We start from the raw sequence: 14,697 nt of genomic DNA, 5'->3' as shown, positions 1-14,697 counted from the left end.
TATATGGCTGCAAAGTCAACGAAAAGGAAAAAAAACACAAAACGCAGACCAGGAAAAACACAGGAAAATACGGGATTAAAAGAAGAAATTATAATTTTAGTTTCTCTGGCAGTTTGTATTTTGCTGGTAATCAGCAATTTTGGATTTGGGGGAATGGCAGGGGAGGCTGTTTCTTCTATTATGTTTGGACTGTTTGGGTATATGGCGTATGTGCTTCCGTTCGCCCTGTTTGCCTGCATTGCCTTTGTCATACTGAATAGAGGGAACACGCGGGCATACATAAAAGTAATTGCAGGGATTTTACTATTTATACTGATTGCGGCTTTTTTGGAGCTGGTTATCAATAAATATCATGCAGATACCTCTCTGCTTGACTATTATCATCAGGCAGGAGCGCGCCAAAATGCAGGAGGACTGGCAGGAGGTGTTGTGATAAGCCTGCTGTGTCCGTTGATAGGGGTAGCGGGCGCCTATGTTGTAATTGTTATTCTGGCAATTATCTGTATCATCCTGATTACGGAAAAATCGCTCTTAACACCGCTTGGAAACCAGGGAAAGAAAGCCTATGAAGGAGCGAAGAAAAAGCACGAGCATACGCAAGTGTTAAGACAGGAAAGAAGAGAAGCACGCAGTGCACAAAAAGCAGCAAAGCGCAGTGATAAAAAAGTTTCCGGTGTGTCCTTTGCGACAACTTTAACAGACGAAAATGTACAGAAGGAAAAGGAAGAAACGCCGGCAAGACAGAGAAAAGGAAAGAAAAAATCGCCGGAGCTTCAAGAGCTTTCGGCAGGGCTGCCTGCAAAAGAAGATACAAACACATTAGAAGCATCTTCCTTTTCTTCAGAGCCTCTGGAAGAATTTTTCATCACTCGTGCAGAGTCTGTTCCTTCTGTGGACAAAGCAGAGGAAAGCGGCAGCTTATCTGGCTTTGCAACAGAAGAAAATTTGCCGAAGATGTCCAGGCAGAAAAAGACGCAGCAGAGTGCTGCGCAGGTGCAAGAGCAGATGCAGAATGTGGCACAGTCTATTCAGGCGCAGGAAGAAGAACCGACAAAGCAATATGCTATACCGCCGCTGAATTTGCTGAAAAAAGGGAAAAAAAGCAGTGGGGATTCCGATGCACATCTGCGCGCTACGGCTATGAAACTGGAGCAGACGTTCCAGAATTTTGGAGTCAGAGTGCACGTGACAAATGCAAGCTGCGGCCCTTCTGTTACACGTTATGAGCTGCAGCCGGAACAGGGTGTGAAAGTGAGCAAGATCGTCGGGCTTGCCGATGATATTAAGTTAAATCTTGCAGTTGCAGATCTGCGTATTGAAGCGCCGATTCCAGGAAAAGCAGCGGTTGGAATTGAAGTCCCAAACAGTGAGAATACAGCGGTTATGCTAAGGGATCTGTTGGAGTCAGATGCATTTAAAACAAGTAAATCGGGGCTTTCCTTCGCAGTAGGAAAAGATATTGCGGGAAAGGTTGTTGTGGCAGATATTGCGAAAATGCCGCATTTGCTTGTAGCCGGTGCAACAGGTTCTGGTAAATCCGTCTGTATCAATACACTGATAATGAGCATCATATATAAATCAAACCCAGAAGACGTAAAACTAATTATGGTCGACCCAAAAGTGGTAGAATTGAGTGTTTATAATGGGATTCCTCATCTACTGATTCCTGTTGTCACAGATCCGAAAAAAGCGGCAGGTGCTCTTAACTGGGCGGTAGCGGAGATGATGAAGCGGTATCAGCTTTTCGCAGAATATAACGTTCGTGACTTAAAAGGGTTCAATGAGAAAATGGAACAGATGGAGCCAGGCGAAGGGGTTCCAAAAACAATGCCGCAGATTGTCATTATTGTAGATGAGCTTGCGGATTTGATGATGGTAGCGCCAGGAGAAGTGGAAGGGGCAATCTGCCGGCTGGCACAGCTTGCCAGAGCAGCGGGATTGCATCTGATTCTTGCGACGCAGCGTCCTTCTGTCAATGTCATTACCGGCCTGATTAAAGCAAATATGCCTTCGCGAATTGCATTTTCCGTATCTTCCGGTGTGGATTCCAGAACGATCATAGATATGAATGGGGCGGAAAAACTGCTGGGAAAAGGAGATATGCTGTTTTACCCAGCAGGCTATCCAAAGCCAGTACGTGTACAGGGATCTTTTGTGTCGGATAAAGAGGTGCAAAAAGTCGTTGATTATCTTATCGAACAAAGCGGGAATGTTTCTTACAGCAAGGAAATAGAAGAGCACGTAAGCTTAAACGCCGCGGGGCAAGGGGAAGGAACGTCTGGGCCAGGACAGGAGAGTGAAAATGACAGGGATACATATTTTGCAGAGGCAGGAAGACTGATTGTAGAAAAAGAAAAAGCTTCTATTGGTATGCTGCAAAGGATGTTTAAAATTGGATTTAACCGGGCAGCACGCATTATGGATCAACTTTGTGAAGCAGGTGTTGTAGGGCCGGAAGAAGGAACAAAGCCGAGAAAAGTTCTGATGTCAAAGGAAGAATTTGAACAGTTTATAGAGGAAAACCCGTAGGCTGATAAAATATAAAAATTCAGGAGGATAACACAAATGAAAACAGATATTCAGATCGCACAGGAAGCACAATTGAAGCCTGTCAAAGAGGTGGCAGAACAGATTGGAATAGAAGAGGACGAGCTTGAATTTTACGGGAAATATAAGGCAAAACTGTCAGAGGAATTGTGGGAGAGAATCCAGGAAAGGCCGGATGGAAAGTTGGTGCTTGTAACCGCGATCAATCCGACGCCTGCCGGTGAGGGAAAGACAACAACAACAGTAGGGCTTGGACAAGCAATGGTAAAATTGGGAAAGAACGCTTTGATTGCACTGCGGGAACCTTCTTTGGGCCCTTGTTTTGGAATAAAGGGAGGGGCTGCCGGAGGAGGATATGCACAGGTAGTTCCTATGGAGGATTTAAACCTGCATTTTACAGGGGATTTCCACGCCATCACATCGGCAAATAATTTGCTTGCCGCTATGCTGGACAACCATATTCAGCAGGGAAATGCACTTAAGATAGACACAAGACAGGTTGTCTGGAAACGTTGTCTGGATATGAATGATCGCGTATTGCGCAATATTGTGGTAGGGCTTGGAAATAAAATGGACGGTATGGTAAGAGAAGACCATTTCGTTATTACGGTCGCTTCTGAAATTATGGCGATTTTATGCCTGGCAGAAAATTTGCAGGATTTAAAAAAGCGTCTGGGAAGAATTATTGTGGCATATAATTTTGACGGAGAGCCTGTCACCGCAGAAGATTTACAGGCAACGGGAGCGATGACGGCGCTCTTAAAGGATGCAATAAAACCAAATCTGATCCAGACACTGGAACATACACCAGCTCTTGTGCATGGCGGACCTTTTGCCAATATTGCGCATGGATGCAACAGTGTGCGCGCGACGAGAATGGCCATGAAATTAAGTGATATTACAATTACAGAGGCGGGGTTCGGTGCAGACTTAGGGGCAGAGAAGTTCCTGGATATTAAATGCCGTATGGCAGGTCTGAAGCCGGATGCGGTCGTCTTAGTTGCAACGGTGAGGGCGTTAAAGTATAATGGGGGTATGAAAAAGGAAGAGCTGGCAAAAGAGAACCTGGAGGCTCTGGAAAAGGGGATTGTAAACTTAGAAAAACATATAGAAAATATGCAGAAATATGGTGTGCCTATTATTGTCACACTGAATTCCTTTGTTACGGATACAAAAGCAGAACATGAATTTGTCCGTAGATTTTGTGAAGAAAAGGGATGTCAGTTCGCGTTGTCAGAGGTATGGGAAAAAGGCGGAGAAGGCGGCATTGCTCTGGCGGAAAAAGTACTGGATACGTTAGAACACAAAGAAAGCAAATTCCATACACTTTATCCAGATGAAATGTCTCTGGAAGATAAAATTGAAACAATTGCAAAAGAGATTTACGGAGCAGCAAATGTGCTCTATGAGCCGGCAGCAAAAAAGCAGCTTGCGAAGATTGCTTCTTTGGGATTTAATACATTTCCCGTCTGTATGGCAAAGAATCAATATTCTTTATCAGATGATGCGAACAGACTTGGGCGCCCTGAAAATTTTGACCTCCATATCCGAGAGGTATACGTTAATGCAGGAGCAGGATTTGTCGTTGCTCTGACGGGTGCGATTATGACAATGCCAGGACTACCGAAGGTGCCGGCAGCAAATGGAATTGATGTATCTGAAGACGGAAAAATCACAGGTTTGTTTTAAAAGGAGAGGTCGATGGCAGTATTAATTGACGGAAAGAGAATTTCAAAAGAGATAAAAGAGGAATTAAAAGAAGAAGTAAAACATCTGAAAGAAGAAGGGAAAAATATCTGTCTGGCAGTTGTGCAGGTGGGAGAGGATCCTGCTTCTACTGTATATGTAAATAATAAGAAAAAGGCATGTGCTTATATAGGGATTGAGTCACAGTCCTATGAATTGCTTGCAAGTACGACAGAGGAAGAATTAGTAGATCTTGTGAAAAGATTAAATGACTCTCCGGAAGTGAACGGAATTCTTGTGCAGTTGCCGCTTCCCAAGCACATCAATGAGGACAGGATCATACAGGCAATTTCTCCCCAAAAGGATGTAGATGGCTTTCATCCGGAAAGTGTAGGCAGGCTCTGGATCGGAGAAAAAGGATTTTTATCCTGTACACCAGCGGGAATTATACAGCTTTTGAAACGTTCCGGTATTTCTATAGAAGGAAAGGAATGTGTCATTGTCGGAAGAAGCAATATTGTGGGGAAACCAATGGCAGCACTGCTCTTAAGAGAAAATGGAACTGTGACGGTTGCACATTCCCGTACAAAGAAATTACAAGAAATTACAAAAAGAGCAGACATTCTGATTGTAGCCATAGGGAAAAGACAGTTTATCACGTCAGAATATATAAAAGAGGGGGCAGTGGTAATTGATGTCGGAATGCACAGAGATGCGCAGAACCGTTTATGCGGGGATGTCGATTTCGCAGATGTAGAGCCTAAGGCATCTGCAATCACTCCTGTTCCAGGAGGAGTGGGACCGATGACAATCGCCATGTTGATGAATAACTGTGTAGAAACAGCGCGCAGGTAGGGGGAAGTACTATGAGATGCAGGCATTGTGGAGCTGTATTTTCGGATGAAGAGCTGATCTGTCCAAAATGTGGTACGCAAATTCAGATTGTGCCGGATTATAATCCTCTGGAGGATGTCCTTGCGCAGCAGGTGAAAGGCTCTGTAGAGGACGCCACGCGACCGATTGGGACGAAAGATTTGCGGAGGATACGTAAAGAAGAAACAATAGAATATGGAAATTCCACACGTGTCCTAAGTCAGGGAGAGCTTGACAGAATTAGGGGAAGCAAAAGAGGGCAGTACCAGGCACGACAGGAAAACTTAGCGCAGGGAAGAGACACTGGAAATGTGCAGCAAGGCAGAGGAACCGGACGTATGAGACAGGAACGTGAAACTGGGAGTATGCGTACGAAAAGAAATACCGGAGCCATGCGGCAAAATACAGAGAATATGCGTCAAAACAGACAGGGAACATCCAACATGAGGACAAATACAGGTATGATCCGGAAAAGTCCCGAAGCAAGGCGCAGACAACAACAGGCAAAAAGAAAACAGGCGGCAAAAAAAAGAATGCAGAAAATTCTTATTGCTTGTCTCGTATTTGTGATATTGCTTGGAATAGCAGGTTTTCTGCTTTACCGCAATTCCTATACGGGGATTGTAAACCAGGGATACCAGGCACTTAAAACCAGTGAGTATAGTTCGGCGGAAAGCCTTTTTAATCGTGCAATTGCAAGAAGCCCTGGAAAGCCAGAAGCCTATACAGGATTGGCTGAAGTATATATGCAGCAGGAAGATTTAGAGATGGCTGAGGAAGTCTTTTTGGCAGCATTGGAAACACAGCCTTCCAATGCAGATATTTATGAGGCTGCAATCCAGTTTTATATGGATACCAAACAGCTGGAAAAGATTTCAGAGCTTTTGCAGGGATGTGAGGACGAAAGTGTACTGTCAAAAGTAAAGGCGTATGTCTCTCCCGCACCAGAGTTCAGTCTTGAGGATGATGCAACCTATGATGAAGTACAGCAGGTATCCATTGAGGCAGATGGGAATACAATTTATTATACGACAGACGGAACCAGGCCGACAACTTCAAGCACGCAGTATACAGAGCCGATTCTGTTAATGGAGGAAGGAAAAACACAGATACAGGCGTTTGCAGTAAATAAAAAAGGAATTCCAAGTGTTGTTGTTTCTAAAAGCTACAATATTGAGTTCCCGATTGCAGACGCACCATCTGTCAATCCATCTACAGGCAAACATAATTTTCCTATGCAAATAACTGTTACTGTGCCGGAGGGATACACTGCATATTATACACTGGATGGAAGTGAGCCTACTACAGCGTCCATACAATATACAGCTCCGGTTGAAATTTCAGAGCTGCAAGATGGAGAAAGAATTGTTTTTAAGGCAGTTTTAGTAAACAATCAGAATGGAAAAATGACTCAAGTCAGAACTAAAACCTATGAAAAAGAATAGTAGCTAAACAATAATAAATCTGTTTAAAAATTTGGAGAAAATACTTGTATAACTATTTTTTAGGTGCTATAATATACTCGTTAAAAAAATAACATAAGCAAAAGGAGATGCAGATTATGAGCAGATTTTGTTTACCAAGAGACATCTATCACGGAAAAGGATGTCTGGAAGAGCTGAAAAATTTGAAAGGAAAAAAGGCGATCTTAGTAGTGGGCGGCGGTTCTATGAAACGCCAGGGCTTTCTTGACAGAGCCGTTAATTATCTGAAAGAGGCTGGAATGGAAGTTCAGGTATTTGAAGGTGTTGAACCAGATCCATCTGTAGAGACAGTTATGAAAGGCGCTGAAGCGATGCGTGCCTTTGAACCGGATTGGATTGTTTCTATGGGAGGTGGTTCACCGATCGATGCAGCAAAAGCAATGTGGGCATTTTATGAATATCCAGATGTGACATTTGAACAGCTTTGTGTGCCGTTTGGTTTCCCAGAATTAAGACAAAAAGCAAAATTTGCGGCAATTCCTTCCACATCAGGAACGGCTACAGAAGTAACAGCATTCTCTGTTATCACTAACTATGAAACAGGTGTGAAATATCCTTTAGCAGACTTTAACATTACACCAGATGTTGCGATTGTAGATCCAGATCTTGTTTCAGGACTTCCTGTAAAACAGGTTGCGTACACAGGTATGGATGCACTGACACATGCAATTGAAGCTTACGTTTCAACACTGAACGGACCGTTTACAGATCCACTTGCTTTGCAGGCAATTGAAATGGTTCTGGATTATCTGCCGGCTTCTTATAACTGCGATATGGTAGCCAGAGAGCAGATGCATTATGCACAGTGTCTGGCAGGAATGGCATTTTCAAACGCACTGCTCGGAATTGTTCATTCTATGGCACATAAGACAGGTGCTGCATTCTCAACAGGACATATTCCACATGGATGTGCAAATGCAATTTATCTTCCTTATGTTATCAAATATAATGCAAAAGACCCGATAGCAGCAAAACGTTATGCAGAAATCGCACGTAGAATGGGACTTCCTGGAACATCAGAAAAAGCGCTGATTAACAGTCTTGTAGCAAAGATTGATGAATTCAATGTAAAACTGAATATTCCAAAGACTCTGAAAGATTTCGGAATCAATGAAGAAGAATTCAAGGAGAAAATTGCTAAAATTGCAGAATTAGCAGTAGGGGATGCCTGTACAGGTTCCAACCCGCGTGAAATTGATCCCGCAACAATGGAAAAACTGTTTACATGTACATACTACGGAACAGAGGTTGACTTCTAAGAGGAAGAATACATTCAGGGACAGGCGCAAGAGATTGTGTCTGTCCCTGTTGTGTGTACAGACATGAAAGAATACTTGCCTTTCCGCAGCAAATAGCGTATTATAGGGAAAGGGTGATTTTAACAAGGAGGAAGAACATGTATAAGATATTAAAAGCTGAAAAACTGGCTGATAAAATCTTTCTGATGGATGTACATGCACCGCGTGTAGCTAGTCATTGTCAGCCCGGCCAGTTTGTAATTGTAAAAATGGATGAAAAAGGAGAGCGTATTCCCCTTACAATCTGCGACTATGACAGAGAAGCAGGCACAATTACAATCGTTGTGCAGGAGGTTGGCGCTTCTACTACAAAGATGGGTGAACTAAAAGAAGGTGACAGTTTCCGCGATTTTACAGGTCCTCTTGGATGCGCTTCAGAATTTGTTTACGAAGATATGGAGTCACTGAAGAAGAAAAAAATGCTGTTTGTTGCAGGTGGCGTCGGAGCAGCTCCTGTATATCCGCAGGTGAAATGGCTGCATGAGCATGGAATTGATGCAGATGTAATTGTCGGTTCCAAAACAAAAGATATGTTGATCCTGGAATCAGAAATGAAGGAAGTAGCAGGTAATTATTATCCATGTACAGACGACGGATCATATGGACATGCAGGTATGGTTACAACGATGGTAGAAGAGCTGGTAAACGAAGGAAAGCATTATGATGTATGCGTAGCCATTGGCCCTATGATTATGATGAAGTTCGTATGTCTGCTGACGAAAAAGCTGGAGATTCCTACAATTGTCAGCATGAATCCGATTATGGTAGATGGAACCGGAATGTGCGGAGCCTGTCGTCTTCAGGTAGGCGATGAGATCAAATTTGCCTGTGTAGACGGTCCGGAATTCGACGGACATCTGGTAGATTTTGACCAGGCGATGAAGAGAAGCCAGATGTACAAGACAAAAGAAGGACGTGCGATGCTGAAGCTTCAGGAAGGTGACACACATCACGGCGGCTGTGGACATTGTGGAGGTGACAACTAATGGGAAATGTAATGAAGAAGGTGCCTGTAAGAGAACAGGATCCAAAAGAGCGTGCAACAAACTTTGAAGAAGTTTGTCTTGGATATAATCAGGAAGAAGCAGTGGAAGAGGCGGCAAGATGTCTAAACTGCAAAAATGCAAAATGTGTGCAGGGGTGCCCTGTCGCAATTGATATTCCTGGATTTATACATGAAGTAAAGGAAGGCAATATTGAAGAAGCATATAAGGTGATTGGAAAATCTTCTGCTCTGCCGGCTATCTGTGGCCGTGTGTGTCCGCAGGAATCGCAGTGCGAGGGAAAATGTATCCGCGGTATCAAGGGAGAGCCTGTATCTATCGGTAAATTGGAGAGATTTGTCGCTGACTATGCTCTGGAACATGATATAAAACCAGTAGGAGCAGAGAAAAAGAATGGGCATAAGGTAGCTGTAATTGGTTCCGGCCCTTCGGGACTTACCTGTGCCGGCGATCTGGCAAAGCTGGGCTATGATGTGACAGTCTTCGAGGCTCTTCACGAATTGGGAGGCGTTCTTGTATATGGAATCCCAGAATTCCGTCTTCCCAAACAGAAGGTAGTGGCAAAAGAGATCGAAAAGGTAAAAGAGTTAGGCGTAAAATTTGAAACCAATGTAGTGATCGGAAAGTCTACTACGATTGATCAGTTGATGGAGGAAGAAGGCTTTGAGGCGGTATTTATCGGTTCTGGGGCAGGACTTCCGATGTTTATGGGAATTCCAGGAGAAAATGCAAATGAAGTATTTTCTGCAAATGAATATCTGACGAGAAGTAACTTAATGAAAGCGTTCGACGACTCTTATGACACCCCGATTGCAGCCGGAAAGAAGGTTGCGGTAGTTGGCGGTGGAAACGTGGCTATGGATGCTGCCAGAACAGCGCTGCGTCTTGGCGCCGAAGTGCATGTTGTATACAGAAGAAGTGAAGCGGAGTTGCCGGCAAGGGTAGAGGAAGTGCATCATGCGAAGGAAGAAGGCGTTATCTTTGATCTTCTTACAAATCCAAAGAAGATCAACGTAGATGATAATGGAAACATTACAAGTATGACGGTTATCAAAATGGAATTGGGAGAGCCGGACGCTTCCGGAAGAAGACGTCCTGTTGAAATTTCCGGATCCGAGTATGATATTGAGGTAGATACAGTCATTATGTCGCTTGGTACTTCACCAAACCCATTGATTTCTTCTACCACAAAGGGGCTGGATACAAACCGCAGAAAATGTATTGTTGCAGATGAAGATAACGGGCAGACATCTAAGGAAGGCGTATTTGCAGGCGGCGACGCCGTAACCGGCGCTGCCACAGTTATCCTCGCAATGGGTGCGGGAAAAGCAGGCGCGAAAGGAATCGACGAGTATTTAAAGAATAAAGAAAAATAAGAAGTAAACAGCAAAATGTAACAAAATCAAGCTCCGCACAGATCTGTGTCCGGTATAACCAGGCAAATAGACTTATGCGGAGCATTTTCTGTAAGAAAGGATAAGGAAAATGACAAAAAAAGAACTTGCCCTTGAAAATCACAAAAAAGGGTATAACTGTGCACAGGCGGTATTGTGTTCTTTCTGCAAAGAATTGGGAATAGAAGAGGAACAAGCCTATAAGCTGGCGGAAGGGTTTGGACTTGGCATGGGTTCTATGGATACATGCGGCGCCCTGACAGGTCTGTTCATGTTAATAGGAATGAAAAATAGCGGCGGCACTGTAAATGCGGGATTAACAAAAGCGGATACGTATAAGAAGGTGAGAGATTATGCAGATAAATTCCGCGAGAAAACTGGCTCTGTATATTGTCGTGAGCTGAAAGGAGTTGCGACAGGAAAGGTTCTTTCCCCTTGTGACAAATGTATTGCAGATGCTGTTACGCTGGCAGAAGTATTTTTAAGTGAAAAATAAGAACAAGCGCGAAAGCTGTAAAAGAGAGGAGGAAATAAAATGTACCCAATGCGTCTCCATAAAAGAGAGATTCACGATATGAAAGAAATGCAGGAAATATTGGAAGAATGTAAAGTAGTTCGTATTGGCTCCTGTGACGAACATGGAATGTTTATCGTGCCAATGAATTTCGGATATGTGTTTTCAGAGGAAGAAAGGAAGCTAAAGCTGTATGTGCACAGTGCATGTGAAGGAAGAAAGGCGGAGGCATTCAAAAAAAATGTGCAGGTTGCATTTGAAATGGACTGTACGCATGCACTGATTCAGGGAGACTATACATGCAGCTATTCCTATGCGTACCGCAGCATTATGGGGAATGGAACTATACACAGAATCGAGGAAAATAAGGAAAAAATATATGGACTGAAGCTTTTAATGGAACATTTGGCTCCAGAGGCAGAAATTCAGTTTAAGGAAGAGATGCTGCATCGTGTCGCCGTATATCGTATTGATGTGACAGAGTTTACAGGGAAAAAGCGGGAGCCGAAATAAAAACAAGTGTATTGTACTCCCGCTTCATCCGTTATAGAGCAGATACCGGCAGCTTTTTACTGATAGATTCCATTTATCGTTACAGTAAACACAGCATCTTTTCCGCTTAAATCAGGATTACCTGTATAGGGATCCGGAAAAGTTACATGAACTTCTACTGTATCTCCTGGATGAGAACCAATGAGCTGTTCTTCAAAGTCGTCAATATAAAGCCCCGAACCTATGGTGAGATCTGTACCGGCGCCATTTGTGCTTCCCCCATCAAATTCTACGCCATCTACAGTGCCTACATAGTCAATATTTACTGTATTTCCGTCCGCAACACTTAAGGAAGAATCCGTTGACAAAGATGTATCTGTGCCGCCGTTATTTGTATCTGTCTGGGAGTCCGAGGAAGAGGCAGAGGCGGAAGCATTATCGGATGAATCTGAACGGATAGAGTCCCATACAAGGACAGCAACAAGAAGCAGAACAGCCAGCAGGGGAATAAAAATAACAAGAAACTTCTTAATTTTTCTTGTTAATTCTTTCTTTTTTCTTTCAGCAGCTCTCTGCTGCTGTGCCAATTTGCGATTTTCTTTTTTCAAAACTTAGTACCTCGTTTCATCTTAAATATATTTCCTTGCAGTCGTTGTATTTTCGACCTGTTTATTCTAGCATGAAAATATGAAGAAAATGTGATTATTTTTTACAAAATACATGATATACTATCCCATAAGACTATCGTCCGCAGTACCTTCAGTGCTTAAAGAAGGAAAGGCTTAGAAGACATAAATCGCAGAAAGGGAAGAAATGAAAGAGTACAGTTATTTTGATGGAATACAGTTTTTAAAAGAGGTTACGGAAAAGCTGAAAGACCGTATAGAAGAGATAGAACAGACTTTGAGCGAAGGGCAGAGAGAAATTGCCAGTATACAAGAATATTACTGGGAAAATTATGCGGAAATGGATCAGTATGGCTATGAAGAGTATGATAATCAACAGGCCCTTTTCAGCCAGATAAATATCAATCAGGAAAAGCTTCTCTTAAAACAACGTTTTGAAAAAATGTACAGAGAACCTTTTTTTGGAAGGGTAGATTTTCTTTTTCAGGGAGAGAGCGAGAAAGAGCCGTTTTATATCGGTATCGGAAATTTTGCATTGAGAGCCGGTATGACCCCTCTTATTTATGACTGGAGAGCGCCGGTATGCAGCCTTTTTTATGATGCAGACAATGGAGACGCTGCCTATGAAGCCCCGTCCGGCACAGTAAAAGGCAGAGTATGTGCAAAATGGCAGTATAAAATAAGAAACGGAAAAATGATATATGCTTTTGAATGTGATACGAAGATTGATGACGAAATTTTGCAGCAGGAGTTAGGACAAAATGGAGATATACGCCTGAAAAATATTGTGCGTACAATCCAGAAAGAACAAAATGCAATTATCCGCAACTTAAACGATAAAATTCTTGTTATTCAAGGAGCTGCCGGAAGTGGGAAGACATCGATAGCACTGCATAGAATTGCATACCTTCTGTACCATGACAGAAAGAATCTGAAATCTTCTAATATCTTGATCCTTTCTCCAAACAGTGTCTTTGCGGATTATATCTCTCATATCCTTCCAGAGCTGGGGGAAGAGAACATCCAGGAGATGAGTTTTGATGTGTTTGCCTATCACGAGTTAAAGGATATAGTTGAAGACTGTGAAGACAAGTACCAGGATTTAGAGCGCAGAATGAAATATCCGGACTGCGTGCAGGCAGATACATTCAACAGTAAACAGTCAGCACAATTCGCAGGAGAGATAGAAGGATTTCTGGCGGTACTGGAAGATGAGCTGATGGAGTTCAAGGAGATTACATTCAAGGGAATGAAACTGACAGAAGAAGAGTTAATTCGCTTATTTTATTTCAAATTTCAAGATACACCGCTGCTTGAAAGAATGGACGCGTTGATGGAATATTTTGTGGACTCATACGAAACGCTGTATAGCCGAGACATTTCTGATGAAGAAAAGGACTATCTCAAAAGAAAATTTGACGCGCTGTACATGACTAAGGACATCTATGAGATTTATAACCGGCTGCTTGCATGGTGCGGTATGGATACGCTGCCGGAGGTGCCTTATGAAAGACGAAAGCTCTGCTATGAGGATGTGTATCCAATGTTGTATCTGAAATACCGCCTTAAGAAAAAAGCAGTTCACAAAAATATCAAGCACCTGGTGATTGATGAAATGCAGGATTATTCGTATATACAATATCTTATACTTCATAGTCTGTTTTCCTGCCGGATGACGATATTGGGAGATAAGGCGCAGACATTAGGAACAGAACCGCAGGATGTTTTGAAGTTTTTTACGAAAATATTTGGAAAAAAATACCGCAGTATTGAAATAAAGAAAAGTTATCGTAATACAGTAGAGATCGCTAAGTTCGCAGAACGTATCAGCGGTATTACAGATTTGGAGCTGTTTCACCGACATGGCAAGGAGGTAGATGAACAGCAATTTCAGACAGAGAAAGAGCTTCTGGATATAATCTTAAAGAATGTATCCATTGGAGAAGATACGTATGAAACAGCGGCGATTCTCACAATGACAGAAGGAGAGGCGTGGCATCTGTTTTCTTTGCTAAAAAAATGGAATGTGCATGCCAACTATGTGGATAGAAACAGTAGTACCTTCCAAAAGGGACTTACTGTCACAACATTTTATCTGGCAAAAGGGCTGGAATTTGACCAGGTATTTGCTGTTTTAAATGATGACAAAAATCCGTTGTACAAGCAGGCGGCATATATCTGTGCAACCAGGGCGCTGCATGAACTCTATATGTATCAGACAGGAGAAAAAAGATGAGAATTACAATTCTGACAGTAGGAAAGATAAAGGAAAAATATCTAAGAGATGCCATTGCGGAATATACAAAAAGACTTTCTAAATATTGCAGGCTGGAAATGATTGAGGTGGCAGATGAAAAAACGCCGGATACAGCAAGTCAAACAGTGGAGGAGGGGATTCGCGATAAAGAAGGCCAGCGTATTTTAAAATATATCAAAGACGATATGTATGTGATTACATTGGAGATACAAGGCAAGATGCTGACTTCGGAAGAAATGGCGGAGAAGATAAAACATTTAGGTATACAGGGGAAAAGCAGCATTGCATTTGTCATCGGCGGCTCAATAGGATTAGGAAAAGAGGTTCTAAAGCGTGCGGACTTTTCACTTAGTTTTTCCAAGATGACATTCCCACATCAGTTGATGCGAGTGATATTGCTAGAACAGATTTACAGAAGCTTTCGGATTAACAGTGGAGAGCCGTACCACAAATAAGTGCGCTTTTTTATCAGTTGGGTATGTTATGCACAGCCGTATCATAAATTAAGTGGGATTTTTACAC

General features: G+C 42.6%; 12 protein-coding genes. 11 read left to right on the top strand and 1 reads right to left on the bottom strand.

Translation table 11 applies throughout. The features are described from left to right. Nucleotides 1-3 precede the first annotated feature (3 nt). The 9 genes from ACZ5C4_RS09805 (at nucleotide 4) to ACZ5C4_RS09765 (ending at nucleotide 11,313) form a co-directional block, all read left to right on the top strand. Entirely contained in the window at nucleotides 4-2,529 is a 2,526-nt protein-coding gene (locus ACZ5C4_RS09805; protein ID WP_464520831.1) for an FtsK/SpoIIIE family DNA translocase, read from the top strand. 36 nt (nucleotides 2,530-2,565) lie between these two features. Continuing rightward, entirely contained in the window at nucleotides 2,566-4,236 is a 1,671-nt protein-coding gene (locus ACZ5C4_RS09800; protein ID WP_464520830.1) for a formate--tetrahydrofolate ligase, read from the top strand. Between the two features lie 12 nt (nucleotides 4,237-4,248). Continuing rightward, nucleotides 4,249-5,088, top strand: coding sequence for a bifunctional methylenetetrahydrofolate dehydrogenase/methenyltetrahydrofolate cyclohydrolase FolD (gene folD, locus ACZ5C4_RS09795; RefSeq protein ID WP_464520829.1), 840 nt, complete (start codon nucleotides 4,249-4,251; stop codon nucleotides 5,086-5,088). An 11-nt stretch (nucleotides 5,089-5,099) separates the two neighbouring features. Further along, nucleotides 5,100-6,551 carry a chitobiase/beta-hexosaminidase C-terminal domain-containing protein gene (locus ACZ5C4_RS09790; RefSeq protein WP_464520828.1) on the top strand — a complete coding sequence of 484 codons (1,452 nt, stop codon included), beginning with the start codon at nucleotides 5,100-5,102 and terminating at the stop codon, nucleotides 6,549-6,551. A gap of 116 nt (nucleotides 6,552-6,667) precedes the next feature. After that, complete coding sequence (locus ACZ5C4_RS09785) at nucleotides 6,668-7,849, top strand: iron-containing alcohol dehydrogenase (protein WP_464520827.1); 1,182 nt, start codon at nucleotides 6,668-6,670, stop codon at nucleotides 7,847-7,849. Nucleotides 7,850-7,986: 137 nt separating this feature from the next. Next, nucleotides 7,987-8,874 carry a sulfide/dihydroorotate dehydrogenase-like FAD/NAD-binding protein gene (locus tag ACZ5C4_RS09780; protein ID WP_186874427.1) on the top strand — a complete coding sequence of 296 codons (888 nt, stop codon included), beginning with the start codon at nucleotides 7,987-7,989 and terminating at the stop codon, nucleotides 8,872-8,874. After that, nucleotides 8,874-10,268, top strand: a complete 1,395-nt coding sequence (gene gltA, locus ACZ5C4_RS09775; RefSeq protein WP_464520826.1) for an NADPH-dependent glutamate synthase — start codon at nucleotides 8,874-8,876, stop codon at nucleotides 10,266-10,268. The genes ACZ5C4_RS09780 and gltA overlap by 1 nt, the downstream gene beginning before the upstream one ends. 109 nt (nucleotides 10,269-10,377) lie before the next feature. Continuing rightward, on the top strand, nucleotides 10,378-10,782 hold the full coding sequence (locus ACZ5C4_RS09770; RefSeq protein ID WP_464520825.1) for a C-GCAxxG-C-C family protein: 405 nt from the start codon (nucleotides 10,378-10,380) through the stop codon (nucleotides 10,780-10,782). A 39-nt stretch (nucleotides 10,783-10,821) separates the two neighbouring features. Continuing rightward, nucleotides 10,822-11,313, top strand: a complete 492-nt coding sequence (locus tag ACZ5C4_RS09765; RefSeq protein ID WP_464520824.1) for a pyridoxamine 5'-phosphate oxidase family protein — start codon at nucleotides 10,822-10,824, stop codon at nucleotides 11,311-11,313. A gap of 56 nt (nucleotides 11,314-11,369) precedes the next feature. Here the strand turns inward: ACZ5C4_RS09765 and ACZ5C4_RS09760 are convergent, their stop codons facing one another. Next, nucleotides 11,370-11,900, bottom strand: coding sequence for an FKBP-type peptidyl-prolyl cis-trans isomerase (locus ACZ5C4_RS09760; protein ID WP_464520823.1), 531 nt, complete (start codon nucleotides 11,898-11,900; stop codon nucleotides 11,370-11,372). Between the two features lie 205 nt (nucleotides 11,901-12,105). Between ACZ5C4_RS09760 and ACZ5C4_RS09755 the strand changes: the two genes are divergently transcribed. Further along, nucleotides 12,106-14,154 (top strand): HelD family protein, encoded by a 2,049-nt coding sequence (locus tag ACZ5C4_RS09755; RefSeq protein WP_464520822.1) that lies wholly within the window; start codon nucleotides 12,106-12,108, stop codon nucleotides 14,152-14,154. Continuing rightward, on the top strand, nucleotides 14,151-14,630 hold the full coding sequence (rlmH, locus tag ACZ5C4_RS09750) for a 23S rRNA (pseudouridine(1915)-N(3))-methyltransferase RlmH (RefSeq protein WP_464520821.1): 480 nt from the start codon (nucleotides 14,151-14,153) through the stop codon (nucleotides 14,628-14,630). Before ACZ5C4_RS09755 ends, rlmH begins: the two co-directional genes overlap by 4 nt. Nucleotides 14,631-14,697: the final 67 nt, after the last annotated feature.

The sequence above is a fragment of the Mediterraneibacter flintii genome, assembly GCF_055387595.1.
This window is presented reverse-complemented; position numbering and strand designations above follow the sequence as displayed.

Bases quoted from the DNA above. Each gene is read 5' to 3' on its own strand.
- ACZ5C4_RS09805 (WP_464520831.1), top strand. From the start codon at position 4: ATGGCTGCAAAGTCAACGAAAAGGAAAAAAAACACAAAACGCAGACCA.
- ACZ5C4_RS09800 (WP_464520830.1), top strand. From the start codon at position 2,566: ATGAAAACAGATATTCAGATCGCACAGGAAGCACAATTGAAGCCTGTC.
- folD (WP_464520829.1), top strand. From the start codon at position 4,249: ATGGCAGTATTAATTGACGGAAAGAGAATTTCAAAAGAGATAAAAGAG.
- ACZ5C4_RS09790 (WP_464520828.1), top strand. From the start codon at position 5,100: ATGAGATGCAGGCATTGTGGAGCTGTATTTTCGGATGAAGAGCTGATC.
- ACZ5C4_RS09785 (WP_464520827.1), top strand. From the start codon at position 6,668: ATGAGCAGATTTTGTTTACCAAGAGACATCTATCACGGAAAAGGATGT.
- ACZ5C4_RS09780 (WP_186874427.1), top strand. From the start codon at position 7,987: ATGTATAAGATATTAAAAGCTGAAAAACTGGCTGATAAAATCTTTCTG.
- gltA (WP_464520826.1), top strand. From the start codon at position 8,874: ATGGGAAATGTAATGAAGAAGGTGCCTGTAAGAGAACAGGATCCAAAA.
- ACZ5C4_RS09770 (WP_464520825.1), top strand. From the start codon at position 10,378: ATGACAAAAAAAGAACTTGCCCTTGAAAATCACAAAAAAGGGTATAAC.
- ACZ5C4_RS09765 (WP_464520824.1), top strand. From the start codon at position 10,822: ATGTACCCAATGCGTCTCCATAAAAGAGAGATTCACGATATGAAAGAA.
- ACZ5C4_RS09755 (WP_464520822.1), top strand. From the start codon at position 12,106: ATGAAAGAGTACAGTTATTTTGATGGAATACAGTTTTTAAAAGAGGTT.
- rlmH (WP_464520821.1), top strand. From the start codon at position 14,151: ATGAGAATTACAATTCTGACAGTAGGAAAGATAAAGGAAAAATATCTA.